Genomic DNA, 16,461 nt, shown 5'->3' with positions numbered 1-16,461 from the left:
GTAAAAAAATACAGACCCAACACCCGAAGGCATCAGACCGAGTTGATTCTGACTGTTGACTGTCTACTGACAATCTTCAATCCAAAAGGAATTGCTTCATGACCCAGTCAGCAAGCCGACCAGGCACGAGGTCAATCAATAGATTGGCATTGACAATGTGCACGCTGTTGAGTTCTCAAGGACCAGACGCACTCCCCGCTCGACCCCGAAAGGTTCCGCCAGAGAGGCATTCGTCTTGTTCCACCGTCAGACACGTCGAATCACTTCGACTTCTTCGGGGGGGATGTTGCCTGAGCGGGACCCCGTCCGGACTGCGCATCCAGGGCTTGCACCCTGTGACCGTCTCGGCCGTTCCGTTCTCCGCCTCAGCGGCAACGAGTGATTACTTTACACACGCCCCGGGGGCCCTGCCAACCGTCGTCCCTCCCGGGCGTGTCGCAGTCGGGTGAACGGCACGTGTCCCCCGGGTATCCGGGGATCGACGGGGTGAGCGCGACCCCCGGAACGACGGAAGGCACGGTGCGAACCCGCACTGTGCCTCCCGTCTGAACGAACCGGACCGACCTACTCGGCCGCTGCCAACTGCCCGCACGCCCCGTCGATCTCCTTGCCGCGGGTGTCGCGCAGGGTCGTCGGGATGCCGGCGGCGTTGAGTCGGCGGACGAACTCGTCCTGCACGTGCACCTCGGACGAGGTCCACACCGAGCCCGGCGTCGGGTTGAGCGGGATCGGGTTGACGTGCACCCAGCCCTTGCCGCGCTTGTTGAGCTTCTCGGCGAGCAGGTCGGCTCGCCAGGCGTGGTCGTTCATGTCCTTGATGAGCGCGTACTCGATCGAGACACGACGGCCCGTCTTCACGTAGTAGTTGTGGGCGGCGTCGATCGCCTCGTCGGCCTTCCAACGCGAGTTCACCGGGATGAGCTCGTCGCGGAGCTCGTCGTCGGGTGCGTGCAGGGACAGCGCGAACGTGAGCGGGATCCCTTCGTCCGCGAGCTTGATCATCGCCGGCACCAGTCCGACGGTCGACACCGTGATGCCGCGGGCACTCATGCCGAGACCGTTCGGCTGCGGTGCGACCATCAACCGCACGGCGTCCATCACCCGCTTGTAGTTCGCGAGCGGCTCCCCCATGCCCATGAACACGATGTTCGTCACGCGCTCGGCGTCGACGCGGTCGTTGCCGCCCTTGCGGGGATCGCCCCCGAGTTCACCGGCGGCGATCGCGGCGTTGGCCCGGACGATCTGCTCGATGATCTCGGCGGTGGACATGTTGCGCGTCAGCCCCGCCTGGCCGGTGGCGCAGAACGGGCAGTTCATGCCGCAGCCGGCCTGGGACGAGACGCACAGGGTGATGCGGCCCGGGTAGCGCATGAGGACCGACTCGACCAGGGCGCCGTCGTGCAGCTTCCAGAGGAACTTGATCGTGTCGCCGTTGTCCGTCGCCAGCCGCCGGGTCTCGGTGAGGAGCGGCGGCAGCATCCCGGCGACGAGCTGCTCCCGCTGGGCGGCGGGCAGGTCGGTCATCTTGGCCGGGTCGGACGTGTAGTGCTGGAAGTAGTGGGTCGCGAGCTGCTTGGCGCGGAACCCGGGCAGGCCGAGTTCCTTCACGCGGGCCTCGCGTTCCTCGGCCGTCAGGTCGGCCAGGTGCACGGGCGGCTTGCCACGCTTCGGGGACGCGAACTGCAGGAGCGGGCGACCGTCGGTGTCGGTGGCCTGCTTCCAGCCCTCGGTGCGCGGGCGCACCTGCGGACGAGCAGACTGCTGCTGTTCGAACGGGGTGCGGGTGTCGGAAGCCATCACTCCAGGATACGGGAGGCCCGTGATCGGTGGGGACGCCCCGTCCGGGTGGTCCTGGTGGTCACCACCAGGACCACGCCACGGCTGGTCGGGTCAGCTGCCGGCGGGCAGGACGCGCGCGAAGTGGTGCGCCGCCGAGTACATCGGGACGATGTCGACGACCTCGCCCGGGTGCGGTGCCTGCAGCACGAGTCCCTGGCCGAGGTACAGGCCGACGTGGTCCTCGTCGTCGTACACGACGAGGTCGCCCGGCAACGCCTCGGACTCCGGGATCGTGGTGGCGACGGCGTCCTGCGTCGGCACGTAGTGCACGAGCTGGATCCCCACCGCTTGGTACGCGACCATCGTGAGCCCGGAGCAGTCGATGCCCTCGTGGCTCGCGCCGCCCTCGACGTACGGGTCCCCCATGTACTGCAGGGCGGTCTGCACGATCGTGGCCCGATCACCGCCGGCCGAGAGCGCGGCGGACAACGCGGACTGTGCCTGCGCGGTGGTCACCCCGAAGCGGAGGTCGAGGGTCGGGTAGGACACGATCGTCGTCGTGGTGGTCATGCCGTCGGTGGAGACCACGGGGACCTGGACGTCGTGCGCCACCGTGAAGGTCTGGGCGGCCTGCGCCGTGGTCGTGCCCGAGCGGGTGTCTGCGGGCAGGGTGTCGGCGTTCGCGGGCAGGGCGAGCGTCAGGCTCGAGGTCACCGCGATCGCGGGGGCGAGCAGGATCGCCGCGCGCTTCGCATTGGCGGAGCGACGGATGTGCCGCGGGTCGACGGCGCGCTCGGCCCGCAGGGTGGCGGTCCGGCTCAGGACCGCACTGCCGGCCGACGACGCGACGGGGGCGGGACGCGGCTGCATCCGCACGGTCCGGGCCGGCTTCGGGTGCTCGACGAAGGTGGAGCGGGCGGCCGCGGGACCGAGGGCCGAGCGGCGACCACGGGGACGGGACTGCTGCGTGTCCGGCGTCAGCGGCGCGGGGTCGACCGCGGGGTGCGTGTGCGCTCGCGCGGGCTGACGGTCGTCGGCTGCTGCAGGCAGGGTGTGGCGTCCCATGGGTCCTTCCGGGTCGGGACCACTCGGCGGTCCGGAAAGTAACGTATTGGTCACGACGGTGCTCGCAGCTGGGCAGCGCCGGAGTGTTCCTGCAGCTGGTCACAGGAACGAGCACCGCTCGCAGGCCACTCCGACGACGCGCACGGGCGTTCCGGAGCCGGCCCGCGGCGGTGGACCCGGACTCAGACCGGCGTGACCCGCATGACGGCGGCGATCCGGGCCTCCCGGTCGGCCGCCAGGCGGTCGAGGCGAGCCGACAGCGCGACGACCGACGCGTCCACCGGGCTGTCCCCCGAGATGTCCCCCGGGATCGGGACACCGGCGCGCACCGCGAGTGGCAGGACGCCCGCCCAGACGGAGTGGTCCTCGCCGTCGGCCGGGTCCTCGCCGACGCCATGGGCGCGGACCTTGACGCTCGCGCGGTCGAGGGGCAGCTGGAGGACCTGGGTGGCGCGGACCTCCTTCGCGGTCATCTCGCGCACCTCGGCTCGGCGGCCCGGCATGAGGTGGTCGGCCACCTGCCAGAGGGCTTCGGCACGGAGGTCGGTCGGCACCACGGTCGCGCGCCCGGCGATCATCGCGCTGCGGTAGTTCGCCGAGCTGTCGTTGGTCGAGCGTGCGAAGACGAGGCCGTCCAGGTGGGTGACGGTGGCGGCGACCGGGACACCCTCGGCCCCGGCGTCGAGGAACAGACCGCCGCCGGTCGAGCCGTGCAGCAGCAGGACGGGGCCGTCCCCGAGGTCCCCGACGGCGCAGAGGAACGGCAGGACGACGGGGTGGCCGCCGCGGACGATGCCGACGTGGGCGAGGTGGGCCTCGGCGAGGATCGCGTGCAGGACGGCGGGGTCGTCGAGTTGGCGGTCGCGCAGGCGGCGGACGCGGAGCGAGGGGCCGTCGATGCTCGGTTCTGGTTTGGGGCTCGAGGTGGGCATGCCGTCACGCTAGGGTCACCAGTGGTCCGGTGCCTGGACCAGATCGGGGCGATCACGGTGGACCAGTCGAGCAAGGTGTCCGAAGTGGTGGCACGGGTGCGCGGGATGGTGCACGACGGCACCCTGCGCGAGGGCGATGCGCTGCCCTCGACGCGGGCGCTGGCGGCGGAGCTCGGGGTGGCCCGGGGCACCGTCGTCGCGGCGTACGAGCAGCTCGACGGCGAGGGGTACCTGCGGACGCGGCACGGTGCCCTCGCCCGGGTCGCGGCGAGTGTGACGGTGGACGCGGGCATGACGCCGGCTCCGGCTCCGGCTCCGGTCGGCGCCCGCTCCCCCGATCCGGACGGTCCGGCCCCGACGTCCTCGCTCATCGACTGCCGTCCGGGCATCCCCGCCGTCACCGCCATCCCGCAGCGGGACTGGCGGGCAGCCTGGCACGCAGCGGCGTCGGCCCCGCTCCGGAACGCGATCGCAGAGCCCCTCGGTTCCCCCGACCTGCGCGCACAGGTCGTCGCCCAGCTCGGCCTGACCCGCGGGTTCACGACGTCGGTCGACCGGGTGCTCGTGACCGCGGGGACCTCGGAGGCGCTGTCACTCGTCACCGAGGCGCTGCGGGGGCTGCTGGGTCGCGCTCCCGTCGTCGCCGTCGAGGACCCCGGCTACCGCACCGGACACCGTGCGGTCACGAGCGCGGGTGGGTCCCTGGTGGGCGTCCCGGTCGGCGAGCACGGCCTCGACCTCGACGCGCTCGAAGCCTCCGGACCGGTCGACGCCGTCCTGGTCAGCCCGACGCACCAGTACCCGCTCGGGTCGGTGATGCCCGTCGCCCGGCGCCGGCGGCTGCTCACCTGGGCCGCGGCCACCGGCACGGTGGTGGTGGAGGACGACTACGACTCCGAGTTCCGGCACCGCGGCGCGCCCGTGCCCGCACTGGCCGCACTCGACGCCGAGGGTGTGGTGCTGCACGTCGGCGGCTTCTCGAAGACGCTCGACCCCCGGCTGCGGTGCGCCTACCTCGTGCTGCCGACGACTGCAGCGGCGGGTTCTCCGGTGGCGGACGCGGTGCTCGGTGCGCGTCGGGCACGTGGCGCGGTCGTCGCCGAACCGGTGCAGGCCGCGCTCGTGCACCTGCTGCGGACGGGCGCGCTGCGACGACACCTCGGTCGGGTCCGGCGGGACTACACGCACCGCCGGGCCCGGATCGCGGCTCGGCTCGGCGGCGTCGCCGGTCTGGAGGCCCGTGCTCTGAACGGCGGACTGCACGCGGTGGTCACGTGGTCGGGTCCGACCACGGGGGCGCAGATCGCGCGTCGGTTGGCGGACGCCGGGGTGCTCGTCGCGTCGCTCGAGGAGTACGGGCTCGCGCCGGGCAGCACGCCGCCGGGCATCGTGTTCGGCTACGGCGCCGTGACGATGCCGGAGCTCGACCGCGCGCTCGACGCGCTCGTGACGGCGGTCACGGGACCCTGATCCGGGTCGTCAGCCGCCGTACTGGGCGGTGCCCACGACGTTCGACCCGGCACCCCGGCACGCGGTGATCAGGGTCCGCCCGACGAGTTCCCACTCGGGGGTCATCTCGAGCGCCGGCCCGGACTTCGGTGCGGGGTGCGCGTCGAGGTACTCGTGCGCGTAGTCGATCGCGTCGTCGAGCTCCTCGTCGGTGCTCGACAGGTGCTCGTAGCCGAAGCGTTCCGCGGCGATCAGTGCCTGGTACTGCGCCTCGGAGAGGTCGCCCTGGCTGCGGCCGACCGTCGCGTTCAGCGAGATCGTCGTCAGCGCACTGATCTGGCCGCAGATCGCCGCAGCACTCCGGTCCTCTTCCATCGGGTCCGTCGCGCCGCCCGCGGGCTGGGCGTCCGAGGTCTCCGAGGTCGCCTTCGGGGTCGACGTCGACCGCGCTGCTGCGTCGGCGTGGGTATCGGTATCGGCCGAGCAACCGGCGAGCGAGCCGGACGCGAGGACCGCGCTCACGACGACGAGGGGCAGTGCGTACCGGAAGGAGACCATGGACGTCATCGTGGCAGCGCCGTCGTGCCGTTCGCGTCGTCGTGTCCCGATCGAGACCTGGTCGAGACCGGATCGTGAGCTTGCGTCAGCGGGACTCGGCGGTGCCGTTCTTCCGGGCGTTCACGAGGTCGGCGAGGGACGGCTCTCCGGCGTCGCCGGGCAGCGCGTGTCCGCGGCGGGCGGCCTTGCGGACCTGTCGGTAGGTGGTGACGTGCAGGGGGTCCACACCGTCGGCGGACTCGTAGTTCGACGGGGCGGTGGTGGTGGGTGATTCGGTCATCGAGACGGACGGTACGCGTGCCGGGAGCCGCGGAACCACGTGCTGCGTTCCGCGGCCAAACGGGTTCCGAACGGGTGGACCAGCCCCGGTGCGATGCCGGATTGTTCGCATAGAATGCGAACATGTTGATCACCGTCGACCCGCAGGCGCGAGCGACCCTGGCAGACCAGGTCGCCACCCAGATCCGCCATGCGATCGCCCGCGGCGAGCTCCGGAACGGCGAGCGGCTGCCCGCTGCGCGGGACCTCGCCGCCTCGGTCGACGTCAACATGCACACCGTCCTGCGCGCCTACGCGCTGCTGCAGGACGACGGACTGATCGAGTTGCGGCGCGGCCGCGGTGCGACGGTCCTGCGATCGGGCAACGCCTCGTTCGACCGGTTGCGCACGCTCGTCGACGAGCTGCGTGACCAGGCGGACACCCTGGGCGTCTCGCTCGACGACCTGTTCACGATGATCAAGGGGGCACGATGACGACTCGACCGATGACCACCGGCACACGGCTGGCCGTGACGGCACCAGGGCTCCTGGTCGCGGTGGGACTGGTACTCACCGCGGTCCTCGCAGCGTCCACCATGCCCGCGCGGATCGCGATCCACTTCCGGACGGACGGCACCGCCGACGGCTGGGGATCACCGTGGACGGCCTTCTGGGTCACCCTGGCGGTGGCACTGGTGGCCGTCGTACTCGCGTTCTCCGCGCTGCGCTGGCGCGACAGGCGGACGGCAGCCACGGTGCTGCTCGTCGCGAACCTGCTGGCCGGGACCCTCGGCACGGCCTGGGTCGTGCTCGCGTGGACGAACACGGCCGGCGACGGCACCCTGTCCCCCTGGTGGACGGTCCCGTTCCTGCTCGTCGCCGTGGTGGTCGCCGCCGTCCCCGTGCTCGCACTGTTCCGGGTCGCTGCACCCGTGCCGGCCCACGAGGTCGCTCCCCTGGCGGTCGGGCCCGACACCCGCGTCGCCTGGCGCGCACGCGTCGGCAGCCGGTGGTTCGCGGTGCTCGGGGTAGTCGTCGTGGTGCTCGGCGTCGGCACCGCCGTCTGGACGGCATCGGCCGGGGTGACGACGGCGGTCGTCTCCGGCCTGGCGATGGTGCTCGCGGGGCTCGCTGTGCTGGTGCTGGCGCGGGTGGAGCTCACCGTCGACCGTCGCGGCATGCGGCTCACGTCCACCTGGACGAGGATCCCCCTCATGCGCGTCCCGCTGGACCGCATCGAGTCGTGCGGCTGGGAGCCGGTGTCCCCGGGTCAGTGGGGCGGCTGGGGCTACCGCATCTCGGGCCGCGGTGTCGCCTACGTCGTGCGGTCCGGGCCGGGGTTGGTCGCGCGGCTCCGCGGCGGGCAGGCGCGGATGGTGACCGTGCCCGACGCTGCGGGCGGTGCCGCAGCTCTGGGCGCGCTGCTCGCCGGGCGCGAGACGGACTGACGGGGCCGCAACGGGCCTCCAGGGCGGTGTGGCGGGTTCGGCGGCGGGCGGGACCTGTGCGCGGAAGCGACACACCTCGTGACCGCTCCGGTGACTGTCCCGTCAGGGCGACAGTGTGCCGCGAACGTTCGGCGGAACACTGTCGCTTTCGCAGGACGGGCGGGGCGTGAGGCGGGTCAGAGGCTCGTCATGCCGCCGTCGACGCGGAACTCCGCTCCGGTGGCGTAGGACGACTCCGGGCTGGCGAGGTAGACCATGATCCCGGTGACGTCGTCGGGGGTGCCCGGGCGACCGAGCGGGGTGCGGGCGACGATCGCCGCACGGGCCTCGGGGTCGCCGGAGATCGCCGACACGAGGCCGGTCTCGGTGTAGCCCGGCACGACCGTGTTCACCCGGATGCCGTCCCGCGCGTAGGCCATCGCGGTCGCCCGGACGAGTGCGTGGATGCCGCCCTTGGTCGAGGAGTACGCCGCGAAGTCGGCGCCCTCGCCGTTCAGGCCGGTGGGCGACCCGGTGGCGATGACCGACCCGCCGGTGCCGTTCTCGAGCATCGCCCGGACGGCGTGCTTGATCGTCAGGAACGTGCCGGTGAGGTTGACCGCGACCGTGCGGTCCCAGGTCTCGAGCGACAGGTCGGCGACCTTCGCGTCGTGGCCGAACAGCTGCACACCGGCGTTCGCGACCACCACGTCGGGGGTCGCACCACGCTCGGCCAGGTCGGCGAACCCTGCGGCCACGCTCGCCTCGTCGGCGATGTCCATCGTCAGGCCGGTCGCGGTCGGGCCGGCTGCGGAAGCAGCACCGGCGGCCGCTTCGGCGTCGCGGTCGGCGTAGACGACGGTCGCCCCCTCGGCCACGAAGCGGTCGGCGATCGCGCGGCCGATGCCGGCTCCCGCTCCCGTGACGAGTGCGGTCCGGCCGTCGAGTCGTGCGGTCATGTGGGACTCCGTCCTCGGAGCAGCACTGCTCCGTCGCCCCCATCATTGCCCAACCGGTTGACCGGTGCTCGGCATGCACCATGACTGCGACGTCGAACGACGAGATCGTGTCCGTCGGGCCCTGGCGTCTGGCCCTGCGCGGAGCCGAACTCGCCGACGTCACGTTCCGGGGCGTGCTCGTCCTGCGTGCCGTCCGGTTCGTCGTCCGCGACCACGACTGGCGCACCGCCGACGACACGGTGTCGACACGGACGGTGGACGGCGACGAGGGCAGCATCCGCATCGAGGCCAGCGCACGGTACGACGGCGTCGAGGTCGTGCGCACCGTCCTCGAGGTCACGCTCGACGACGACACCCTGCGGGTCGCCGCGGTCGGGACCGTCACGAAGGCCTTCCGCCGCAACCGCGTCGGGCTCGTCGTCCTGCACCCGCCGACCCTGGCCGAGCAGCCGCTCACGGTGCGGCATCCGTCCGGTGACACCACCGCGACGGCGTTCCCGTTCTGGATCGCGCCGCACCAGCCGGCCGTCGACGTCGCCGGGCTCGACTGGTCGGTGGGCGCGACCGCGCTGTCACTCGACCTGACCGGCGACGTGTTCGAGATGGAGGACCAGCGCAACTGGACCGACGCCTCGTTCAAGACCTACTCGACGCCGCTCGCCGAACCCTTCCCGGTCGCGATCACGCCGGGGACGACGGTCCGGCAGGGGCTCACCCTGCGTGCGACGGCGGTCGATCCGGCAGGTGTTCCGGGCACCCGGCCGGGAGGCGCGGCCTCCCCCGCCTCGGACCTCGCGGCGCCCGACGGGCCGGGTCCCGGTGCCGTGGTCACGCCGTCGCCGACGCTCCAGCTGCTCGCGGGTTCGGCACCGCTCGCTGCGCGCCCGGACGATGCCGACCTGCTCCGCGGGTTCCCGATCCTGGTCGAACCGGTCCTCGGGGCACCGAACGTCGAGGCGGTGCTCGCCTCGGCCCGGCGGGACGCGGGTGGCGCTCCCCTGGACGTCCGGTTCGTCACCGACGACCCGGTGCTGCTGCGCGCGGCGATCGACGCGGTGCTCGCGGGCGGGCCGGTGGCTCGCGTCGGGGCGTTCGACCCGGTGTCGCACGTGACGACGCCGGCGCTGCAGCGGGCACTGCGCGAAGCGGTGGCAGCGGTCGGCGCGCTGGAGGTCGTCGCCGGCACCCGTGCCCACTTCACCGAGCTGAACCGGTCGATCGCGGTGTTCTCGGGTTGGGACGGCCCCCTGACCTGCAGCGTGACGCCGCAGATGCACGACCGGTCGCCCGAACAGGTGACCGAGTCGATCCGGATGCAGCGCTGGGTGGTGAGCAGCGCCTCCAGGCTGGCCGCCGGCAGGGCGCTGCACGTCGGACCGGTGACGCTGCGGCCACGGTTCAACGCGGTGGCGACGGCGCCGACTCGGGTCGTGACGGACGCGACCGTCGAGCACGGGTACGGGCCGGAGACCGTTCCGGACGCGACCGACCCGGCGCAGCACACGCCGGCCGCCGAGCGGTGGTTCGCCGACGCGGTGCGGGCGCTGACGGTGCCGGGCGTGGCCTCGATCACGCTGGCGGAGGCGTGGGGGCCGCGCGGGTTCATGGCCGCCGACGGCACGGGGAACGCCCCGCCGGAAGGGGGTCGGCGGGGCGTTCCGGTCCGGGCGCGCTGACGGGTCGGCGCGGTGGTCGGTGGCGGTCCGGCTCAGCGCCGGACTGCGTCGATCTTGAGCATCTTCGCGATGACCGAGTCGAGCTCGCTGTCGTCGAAGACCTGCTTCCAGTCCTCCTTGATGAGCTTCTCGCGGCCGTAGCCCATCGCGATGTGGCAGGCGTCGGAGAACGGGTTCGAGCCGCGCAGGCCGTTGGTCAGCGCGATCCAGGTGTGGCCGTAGAGCATGGCGCGGGCGGCCTCGCGGGGCACGCCGACACCGGTGACCGTTTCTTCGAGGGCGTCGTTGAGGAAGTCGCCGATCATGCAGGCGATGGTCTCGACCAGGGTCGGCTCGAGCACGGCGAGCTGCTTCACCGTGACCCAGTGCACCTGGATGACCGGGGCGTACATGGTGGTGATGACGGCCTCGGCGACGGCCTTGGCGCGGTCGCCCTCGTCGCCGAGCGACTCCGAGGCGTCGAAGGCCGCGATGACCTCCTGCGGGGCGGCGATGCCACCGAAGGTGTCGTCCCACTCGGCCTTGGTGGTGCGCTCGAGGAACACCGACGGGTGGCACGGGTGCGCCACGGCGTAGTGGATGTCCTCGCGCTTCGCCAGCAGACCGGCGTAGGCGGCCGCGGGGTCGAGCGTCAGGATCGACGCGCCGGGCTTCATGACGGGGACGAGCTGCTCCGAGATGGTGCCGAGCAGGACGTCCGGGACGGCGAGGATGACGACGTCGGCGGCCTTCGCGGCGTCGAGGCTGTCGGTGATCTCGCGGCCGAGGGCCTGGATGCGCTCCTGGCCGGCGGGCGAGGCCTCGCTGTACAGGGTGGTGTACTCGCTCTTCGCGAAGTTGTTCGAGACGCGGGTGCCCATCTTGCCGCCGGCACCGATCACGGCGACGGTGACGTCGGCCGTGCCGGATCCGGCAGCGACGGTGTGGGTGGTGGTGACGGTGTCGGTCATGATTCCTTGCTCCTGATGTACTCGATGGTGTGTTCGGTCCACGCCGCTTCGATGCGGGTGGCGGTCTGTGCGGGGGTCTCCCCCGGCAGGGGTTCGGCGCCGGCGTGCTCGTCCTGCCACGGCAACCAGAACTCGATGACGCGGTTGATCCCCCGGGTGTCCGGCTCGAGCGCGGCACGGACGGCGTCGTGGTCGAGGACCCCGGTGCCGATCGGGACGCCGGTGTACTGGAACCCGACCCAGCCCGGTGAGCGGGTGAAGGCGGAGTCCTTGACGTGCCAGTTGACGACGTACGGGGCGGTCATCGCGACGACGTCGGCCGGGTGTTCGAGTCGGGCGACGGTGTTCGCCGGGTCGAGGCAGATGCCGAGGTGGTCGGAGCCGATCGTCTCGACGACGGCGACGAGGTCGGCGGTGGCGACGACCTCGTAGGTCTCCAGCGCGAGGGTCACGCCCGCGCGCTCGTAGGCGGGGAGCGCCTGCCGCAGGCGTCGCTCGGTCTCGGCCGCGTCGGGCTGGTCGTCGCCGCTCGTCCACATGCTGCGTACGAGGGTCGCGCCGAGCTGCTGCGCGACGTGCAGGTACCGGGCGAGGTGCTCCGGCCGGGTGCCGCGGGTGCCGACCTCGAGCGTGAGACCGAGGTCGGCGGCCAGGGACCGGATCGAGGCCAGGCGCTCGTCGGTCGCGGTGTCGAGCGGCAGGTGGTCGCAGATCTGGAACAGGTCGACGCCGACGTGCGACGCGGCGTCGCGCAGGGCGTCGTCGAGGGACATCGGCGACGGGACGCGGTCGGACATGCGCCAGAAGTAGGCGTAGGTGGAGAGGCCGAGCAGGGAGGTCACGCCGGTGCTCCGTCCTGCGTCGCGGCCAGCGCCTCGGCTTCGTCGAGGATCGTGCGGATCGCCTCGGGGTCGTGGGCGAAGCGGCCGAGGAACAGGCCGCCGATGCGTCCGGCACCGCGGGTCAGCAGGCCCGGACCGGCACTGCCGCCGTAGATCGCGACGGAGCCGGCGAGCTCCGGCCGGTTCGCCAGGTGCTGCTCGATGCCGGCGAGGACCGCGACGATGTGCTCGTCGGGCGCGGGCTGCGGGGCGCCGATCGCCCACACCGGTTCGTACGCGGCGATGAGCGGTCCGGCGAGGCCGTCGGCGGTCGCGGTGGCGGTGAAGCGGTCGAGCTGCGTGGTGACCTCGGCGATCGCGGCCGCGGGGTCGCCGTCGGCGGCGCGCTCGGTCTCGCCGATGCAGATCAGGGGCCGCAGGTGGTTGCGGAAGGCGGCGTGTACCTTGCCGGCGATCTCGTCGTCCGTTTCGTGGAACAGTTCGCGTCGCTCGGCATGTGCGATCTCGACGAGGTCGACCCCGATCTCACGGAGTTCGGCGCCGGAGACCTCGCCGGTGAACGCGCCGCTGTCCGCCCACGCCAGGTCCTGCGCGCCGAGCGTCACGGGGGCGTCCCCGATCACCGCACGCACCGGGACGAGCGACGGGAACGTCGGCACCACGAAGAGCTCGACCGCGCCGGACCGCACCGCCGGGTGGCTGCGGGCGATGCCGGCCACGGCGGCCGCCCACGCGAGCGTCCGGGCGTGGCTGAAGTACATCTTGAGCGACACCCCGATCGTCACCGGGGCGGCCGCCGTGGTCGCGGGCATCAGGCGTCGGTCCCGACCGGGGCGGAGCCGTCGTAGGCACAGATCGCGTTGACCTTCTCGGCGCTCGCGCTCGTCTGGTCGAAGGTGTAGCCGAGCCACTCCTTCGCCATCCGGCGCGCGACCTCGACCCCGACGACGCGCTGGCCCATGCAGAGCACCTGGGCGTCGTTCGACAGGATCGAGCGCTCCACCGAGAACGAGTCGTGCGCGGTCACGGCGCGGATGCCGGGGACCTTGTTCGCCGCGATCGCGACGCCGAGGCCGGTGCCGCAGATCAGGATCGCGCGGTCGGCCTCGCCGTTCGCCACCAGACGGGCGGCGTCGACGGCGACGTGCGGGTAGGCGGTGTGTCCATCGGCATCCACGCCCACGTCGACGACCGAGGCCACGCGGGGGTCCTTCGCCAGGTCGGCCTTGATGACCTCCTTGTAGTCGAAGCCGGCGTCGTCCGAACCGACGACGATGCGGAACTGCTGCTCACTCATGCGGGTGTGCCTTTCGTGGTGGGGGTCAGGCGGGGACGGCGATGGTCGCCAGGACCGCGGCGGTGATGAGTGCGAACGAGATCGCGCCGGCGTCCGGGGTGCCGACGGCGTCCTCGCCGTGGGTGCGGGCGCGGCCCATCCGGGGCAACAGGTCGGCCGTGGCGACCGCCGCGGTCTGTGCTGCAGCCGAGGCGGCCGACCAGGCGTCGACGAGTGCGTCGCCGGCGTCGACCCGGGCGGAGAAGACCTGGTCGAACGGCACGAGCGCGTCGACCATCGTCTTGTCGCCGGGGACGGCCCCGAATGCCAGGACGGCTTCGGTGGCGGCGTGCACCGCGCTCTGGACGGTGGCCGACGACGGGCGTTCGTCGTCGCCGAGGACGCGACCCAGTGCCTCCAGGGCGGCGCCCCAGATCGCACCGGACGTCCCACCGGCCTTGTCGGACCAGGCGTCGCCGGCGATCGCGAGGACCGAACCGGCGCCGGCGCCGCGGGCGGCGGCGTCCTGCGCCGCACGGTCGGCGGCGGTGGAGCCGCGCTGCATGCCGATGCCGTGGTCGCCGTCACCGGCGACGGCGTCGATGCGGCCGAGCTCGTCGGCGTGGTCGTCGATGGTGGCGCGGATCGCGGTGATCGCGGCCGCGACGCGGGCGGCCGAAGCTTGGGACTCCTCGGTGCCGGGCGTGACGGGCACGACCACGCCGGCTTCGAGCACCTCGACCGGCACCGGCTGCTGCGGGACGGCGCCGCCCTTGCGGTACGCGGGGGCGTCGGCGGGAGCGGCCCAGAGCTGCTCGAGTTCGTCGTCGAGCCAGAACAGGGTGAGCGAGACGCCCGCCATGTCGAAGCTCGTGACGAGTTCGCCGACCTCGGGCTCCACGACGACGATGCCGGCGTCGGTGAGCTTCCGCTGGACGGCGCCGAAGACGACGAAGAGCTCCTCGTACTTGACGGAGCCGAGGCCGTTGAGGATCGGGACGACGCGGGGGCGGGCGGGTGCTGTTGCGGTGCCGGTGCCGGCACCGGTGTCGTCGGGTCGCTCGGTGAGGAGCTTGTCGACGAGCAGGTCGGCCAGACCGTCCGCGGTGGGGACGTCGGCCTCGGCGATGCCGCGTTCGCCGTGGATGCCCATGCCGATGGCCATGCGCCCCTCGGGGACGGTGAAGAGCGGCTCGTCGGCGCCGGGCAGGGAGCAGCCCGAGAACGCGACCCCGAAGCTGCGGGTGCGGTCGTTGGCCCGGGTCGCGATCGCGGTGACCGCGTCGAGGTCGTCGCCGCGTTCCGCGGCCGCGCCGGCCACCTTGAACACGCAGAGGTCCCCCGCGATCCCGCGGCGCTTGTGTGCCTGGTCGGCGGGCGCGGACGCGACGTCGTCGGTCACGCGGACCGTGCGGACGTCGATGCCCTGTGCCTCGAGTGCCCGTGCCGCCGCGTCGAAGTTCAGGACGTCACCGGCGTAGTTGCCGTAGCTCAGCAGCACGCCGCCGCCGTGCTCGGACGCCTTCGCGACCGCGGTGACCTGCTGGGCGCTCGGGCTGGCGAACAGGTTGCCCATCGCGGCACCGGCCGCCAGGCCGTGCCCGACGAGGCCACCGAAGGCCGGGTAGTGGCCGGAGCCACCGCCGACGACGAGCGCGACGGTGCCCTCGGGGCTGATGGTGGAGCGGGCGACGCCGCCGTGCACCTTGCGCACCCGGGCGCGGTTGGCGGCGACGAAGCCGTCCACCATCTCGTCGGCGAAGTCCGCCGGGTCGTTGAACAGGCGGCTCATGCGCCGGCCTCCTTCGCGATGGCGGTCGGTCCGTCCGTGGCGGCGACCGCGGTGTCGGCTTCGGATGCCGCGGCGGCCGCTTCGTTGCGCTTCGTGTTCCGGCCGAGCACGAACATCAGCACGCTCGACAGCACCATGAAGAAGCCGACGATGAACATCGGGGCCTGGTAGCCGCCGGTCCACTCGCTGACGGCACCCGTGATGTACGGGGCGGCGAACCCACCGAGGTTGCCGACGGTGTTGATGAGGGCGACCCCCGCGGCTGCGGCGGCACCGGTCAGGAACTGCGTCGGGACCGTCCAGAAGTTCGGCAGGGCCGCGAAGATCGCACACGCGGTGATCGCGATGACCGCGACGGTGGCGGCCGGGCTGTTCATGTAGAGCGCGACCGGGATGCTCAGGCCACCGACCAGGGCGGGGACGGCGATGTGCCAGACCCGGACGCCACGGCGGAAGGCGTCACGCGACCAGAAGTACAGGACCACCGCGGCGGGCACGTACGGGATGGCCGTGATGAGGCCCTTCTGGAACAGGTCGAACGTGGTGCCGAACTGCTCCTGGAAGCCGTCGATGATCGTCGGCAGGAAGAAGCTGAGCGCGTAGAGGCCGTAGATGAAGCCGAAGTACACCGCGGCGAGCATCCAGACGCGGCCGGAGCCGAAGGCCGCACGCAGGCCGCCCTTGCCGTGGCCGTCGCCGCCCTTCGCGGCGCTCTCGGCAGCGAGCGTCGTCTCGAGCCAGACCTTCTCGTCCTCGTCGAGCCACTTCGCCTGCGACGGCTTGTCCTTGAGGACGAAGAGGCACAGGACGCCGACGACGATCGCCGGGATCGAGACGCAGAGGAACATGAAGCGCCATCCGGCCAGGCCGCCGAGGATCCCCTCGTGGGTCATCAGCCAGCCGGCGAGCGGGGAACCGATGACGCTCGTGAGCGGCTGCGCCAGGTAGAACAGCGCGAGCATCTTGCCGCGGTGCCGTGCCGGGACCCAGGTCGACAGGAACAGGATCGCGCCGGGGAAGAACCCGGCCTCGGCGATGCCGAGCAGGAAGCGCAGGCCGACGAGCTGCGGGTAGTTCTGCACCCACGTGAAGAGCAGGGACACGATGCCCCACGTGATCATGATGCGGGCGAGCCAGATCCGGGCGCCGAACTTGTGCAGCGCCAGGTTGGACGGCACCTCGAGCACCAGGTAGCCGATGAAGAACACACCGGACGCGAAGCCGAACTGGGCGGCGGTCAGGCCGAGGTCGGCCTCCATGCCGTTGGGGGCGGCGAAGGAGATCGCGGTGCGGTCGAGGAAGTTGATGAAGAACATCAGTGCCACGAACGGCACGATGCGGATCGCGATCTTGCGGATGGCCGTCTTCTCGACGACCGAGGTGGGGATGCCTCGCGTGGCGGGGATGTCCACGATGACTCCTGCTCGGTGGGGGTGGTACGACTCCCGTCCTGGCGGCTGCGCCGGGATGGCCCGTGCTGCTGCGCGGATCGGGAGCG

The 16,461-nt window shown here is 72.2% G+C and carries 16 protein-coding genes; 4 read left to right on the top strand and 12 right to left on the bottom strand.

The window, feature by feature from the left end:
- Positions 1 to 564 precede the first annotated feature (564 nt).
- From rlmN to HP445_RS00365, 3 genes are all read right to left on the bottom strand, one after another.
- On the bottom strand, positions 565 to 1,797 hold the full coding sequence (rlmN, locus tag HP445_RS00375) for a dual-specificity RNA methyltransferase RlmN (protein WP_017885785.1): 1,233 nt from the start codon (positions 1,795 to 1,797) through the stop codon (positions 565 to 567).
- 93 nt (positions 1,798 to 1,890) lie between these two features.
- The gene (locus tag HP445_RS00370) at positions 1,891 to 2,844 is read right to left on the bottom strand and encodes a C40 family peptidase (RefSeq protein ID WP_128781784.1); all 954 of its coding nucleotides are present in this window, start codon (positions 2,842 to 2,844) and stop codon (positions 1,891 to 1,893) included.
- A 182-nt stretch (positions 2,845 to 3,026) separates the two neighbouring features.
- On the bottom strand, positions 3,027 to 3,776 hold the full coding sequence (locus tag HP445_RS00365; protein ID WP_128781783.1) for a pyridoxamine 5'-phosphate oxidase family protein: 750 nt from the start codon (positions 3,774 to 3,776) through the stop codon (positions 3,027 to 3,029).
- Between the two features lie 21 nt (positions 3,777 to 3,797).
- Here HP445_RS00365 and pdxR point away from each other — a divergent pair, with 21 nt between their 5' ends.
- Positions 3,798 to 5,246, top strand: a complete 1,449-nt coding sequence (pdxR, locus tag HP445_RS00360) for a MocR-like pyridoxine biosynthesis transcription factor PdxR (protein WP_128781782.1) — start codon at positions 3,798 to 3,800, stop codon at positions 5,244 to 5,246.
- A gap of 9 nt (positions 5,247 to 5,255) precedes the next feature.
- Here pdxR and HP445_RS00355 read toward each other — a convergent pair whose 3' ends face one another.
- Positions 5,256 to 5,783, bottom strand: a complete 528-nt coding sequence (locus HP445_RS00355) for a hypothetical protein (RefSeq protein ID WP_128781781.1) — start codon at positions 5,781 to 5,783, stop codon at positions 5,256 to 5,258.
- Positions 5,784 to 5,868: 85 nt separating this feature from the next.
- On the bottom strand, positions 5,869 to 6,063 hold the full coding sequence (locus HP445_RS00350; RefSeq protein ID WP_071246336.1) for a hypothetical protein: 195 nt from the start codon (positions 6,061 to 6,063) through the stop codon (positions 5,869 to 5,871).
- Between the two features lie 122 nt (positions 6,064 to 6,185).
- On the opposite strand from HP445_RS00350, the gene HP445_RS00345 reads away from it, so the two are divergent.
- Together HP445_RS00345 and HP445_RS00340 are read left to right on the top strand one after the other, a co-directional pair.
- Positions 6,186 to 6,536 carry a GntR family transcriptional regulator gene (locus tag HP445_RS00345; RefSeq protein WP_128781780.1) on the top strand — a complete coding sequence of 117 codons (351 nt, stop codon included), beginning with the start codon at positions 6,186 to 6,188 and terminating at the stop codon, positions 6,534 to 6,536.
- Positions 6,533 to 7,489 carry a DUF1648 domain-containing protein gene (locus HP445_RS00340; RefSeq protein WP_241660495.1) on the top strand — a complete coding sequence of 319 codons (957 nt, stop codon included), beginning with the start codon at positions 6,533 to 6,535 and terminating at the stop codon, positions 7,487 to 7,489. Before HP445_RS00345 ends, HP445_RS00340 begins: the two co-directional genes overlap by 4 nt.
- Positions 7,490 to 7,665: 176 nt before the next feature.
- On the opposite strand, the gene HP445_RS00335 is transcribed toward HP445_RS00340, so the two are convergent.
- Positions 7,666 to 8,427 (bottom strand): SDR family NAD(P)-dependent oxidoreductase, encoded by a 762-nt coding sequence (locus tag HP445_RS00335; RefSeq protein ID WP_128781779.1) that lies wholly within the window; start codon positions 8,425 to 8,427, stop codon positions 7,666 to 7,668.
- 80 nt (positions 8,428 to 8,507) lie between these two features.
- Between HP445_RS00335 and HP445_RS00330 the strand changes: the two genes are divergently transcribed.
- Positions 8,508 to 10,103: a D-apionate lactonase family protein gene (locus HP445_RS00330; protein WP_128781778.1), complete on the top strand. Its 1,596-nt coding sequence runs from the start codon at positions 8,508 to 8,510 to the stop codon at positions 10,101 to 10,103.
- A 32-nt stretch (positions 10,104 to 10,135) separates the two neighbouring features.
- Here HP445_RS00330 and HP445_RS00325 read toward each other — a convergent pair whose 3' ends face one another.
- Genes HP445_RS00325 through HP445_RS00300 form a run of 6 tightly spaced genes read right to left on the bottom strand, consistent with a single transcriptional unit; the run spans position 10,136 to position 16,375 of the window.
- Complete coding sequence (locus HP445_RS00325) at positions 10,136 to 11,053, bottom strand: phosphogluconate dehydrogenase C-terminal domain-containing protein (protein WP_071406073.1); 918 nt, start codon at positions 11,051 to 11,053, stop codon at positions 10,136 to 10,138.
- The gene (locus tag HP445_RS00320) at positions 11,050 to 11,895 is read right to left on the bottom strand and encodes a sugar phosphate isomerase/epimerase family protein (RefSeq protein ID WP_128781777.1); all 846 of its coding nucleotides are present in this window, start codon (positions 11,893 to 11,895) and stop codon (positions 11,050 to 11,052) included. Before HP445_RS00320 ends, HP445_RS00325 begins: the two co-directional genes overlap by 4 nt.
- On the bottom strand, positions 11,892 to 12,707 hold the full coding sequence (locus HP445_RS00315) for a triose-phosphate isomerase family protein (RefSeq protein WP_128781776.1): 816 nt from the start codon (positions 12,705 to 12,707) through the stop codon (positions 11,892 to 11,894). The genes HP445_RS00320 and HP445_RS00315 overlap by 4 nt, the downstream gene beginning before the upstream one ends.
- Positions 12,707 to 13,192: a ribose-5-phosphate isomerase gene (locus HP445_RS00310; protein WP_071406070.1), complete on the bottom strand. Its 486-nt coding sequence runs from the start codon at positions 13,190 to 13,192 to the stop codon at positions 12,707 to 12,709. Before HP445_RS00310 ends, HP445_RS00315 begins: the two co-directional genes overlap by 1 nt.
- Positions 13,193 to 13,217: 25 nt before the next feature.
- Positions 13,218 to 14,963 (bottom strand): dihydroxyacetone kinase family protein, encoded by a 1,746-nt coding sequence (locus HP445_RS00305; RefSeq protein ID WP_128781775.1) that lies wholly within the window; start codon positions 14,961 to 14,963, stop codon positions 13,218 to 13,220.
- Entirely contained in the window at positions 14,960 to 16,375 is a 1,416-nt protein-coding gene (locus tag HP445_RS00300; protein WP_128781774.1) for an MFS transporter, read from the bottom strand. The genes HP445_RS00305 and HP445_RS00300 overlap by 4 nt, the downstream gene beginning before the upstream one ends.
- Positions 16,376 to 16,461: the final 86 nt, after the last annotated feature.

Source organism: Curtobacterium flaccumfaciens (assembly GCF_013359815.1).
GTDB classification, from domain to species: Bacteria; Actinomycetota; Actinomycetes; order Actinomycetales; family Microbacteriaceae; genus Curtobacterium; species Curtobacterium flaccumfaciens.
The sequence above is the reverse complement of the archived record's forward strand: the minus strand, read 5'-3'. Positions and strand labels throughout refer to the sequence as shown.

Excerpts from the sequence above, each read along its gene's own strand:
- rlmN (WP_017885785.1), bottom strand. The coding sequence starts at position 1,797 with ATGGCTTCCGACACCCGCACCCCGTTCGAACAGCAGCAGTCTGCTCGT.
- HP445_RS00370 (WP_128781784.1), bottom strand. The coding sequence starts at position 2,844 with ATGGGACGCCACACCCTGCCTGCAGCAGCCGACGACCGTCAGCCCGCG.
- HP445_RS00365 (WP_128781783.1), bottom strand. The coding sequence starts at position 3,776 with ATGCCCACCTCGAGCCCCAAACCAGAACCGAGCATCGACGGCCCCTCG.
- HP445_RS00355 (WP_128781781.1), bottom strand. The coding sequence starts at position 5,783 with ATGGTCTCCTTCCGGTACGCACTGCCCCTCGTCGTCGTGAGCGCGGTC.
- HP445_RS00350 (WP_071246336.1), bottom strand. The coding sequence starts at position 6,063 with ATGACCGAATCACCCACCACCACCGCCCCGTCGAACTACGAGTCCGCC.
- HP445_RS00345 (WP_128781780.1), top strand. The coding sequence starts at position 6,186 with ATGTTGATCACCGTCGACCCGCAGGCGCGAGCGACCCTGGCAGACCAG.
- HP445_RS00340 (WP_241660495.1), top strand. The coding sequence starts at position 6,533 with ATGACGACTCGACCGATGACCACCGGCACACGGCTGGCCGTGACGGCA.
- HP445_RS00335 (WP_128781779.1), bottom strand. The coding sequence starts at position 8,427 with ATGACCGCACGACTCGACGGCCGGACCGCACTCGTCACGGGAGCGGGA.
- HP445_RS00330 (WP_128781778.1), top strand. The coding sequence starts at position 8,508 with ATGACTGCGACGTCGAACGACGAGATCGTGTCCGTCGGGCCCTGGCGT.
- HP445_RS00325 (WP_071406073.1), bottom strand. The coding sequence starts at position 11,053 with ATGACCGACACCGTCACCACCACCCACACCGTCGCTGCCGGATCCGGC.
- HP445_RS00315 (WP_128781776.1), bottom strand. The coding sequence starts at position 12,707 with ATGCCCGCGACCACGGCGGCCGCCCCGGTGACGATCGGGGTGTCGCTC.
- HP445_RS00310 (WP_071406070.1), bottom strand. The coding sequence starts at position 13,192 with ATGAGTGAGCAGCAGTTCCGCATCGTCGTCGGTTCGGACGACGCCGGC.
- HP445_RS00305 (WP_128781775.1), bottom strand. The coding sequence starts at position 14,963 with ATGAGCCGCCTGTTCAACGACCCGGCGGACTTCGCCGACGAGATGGTG.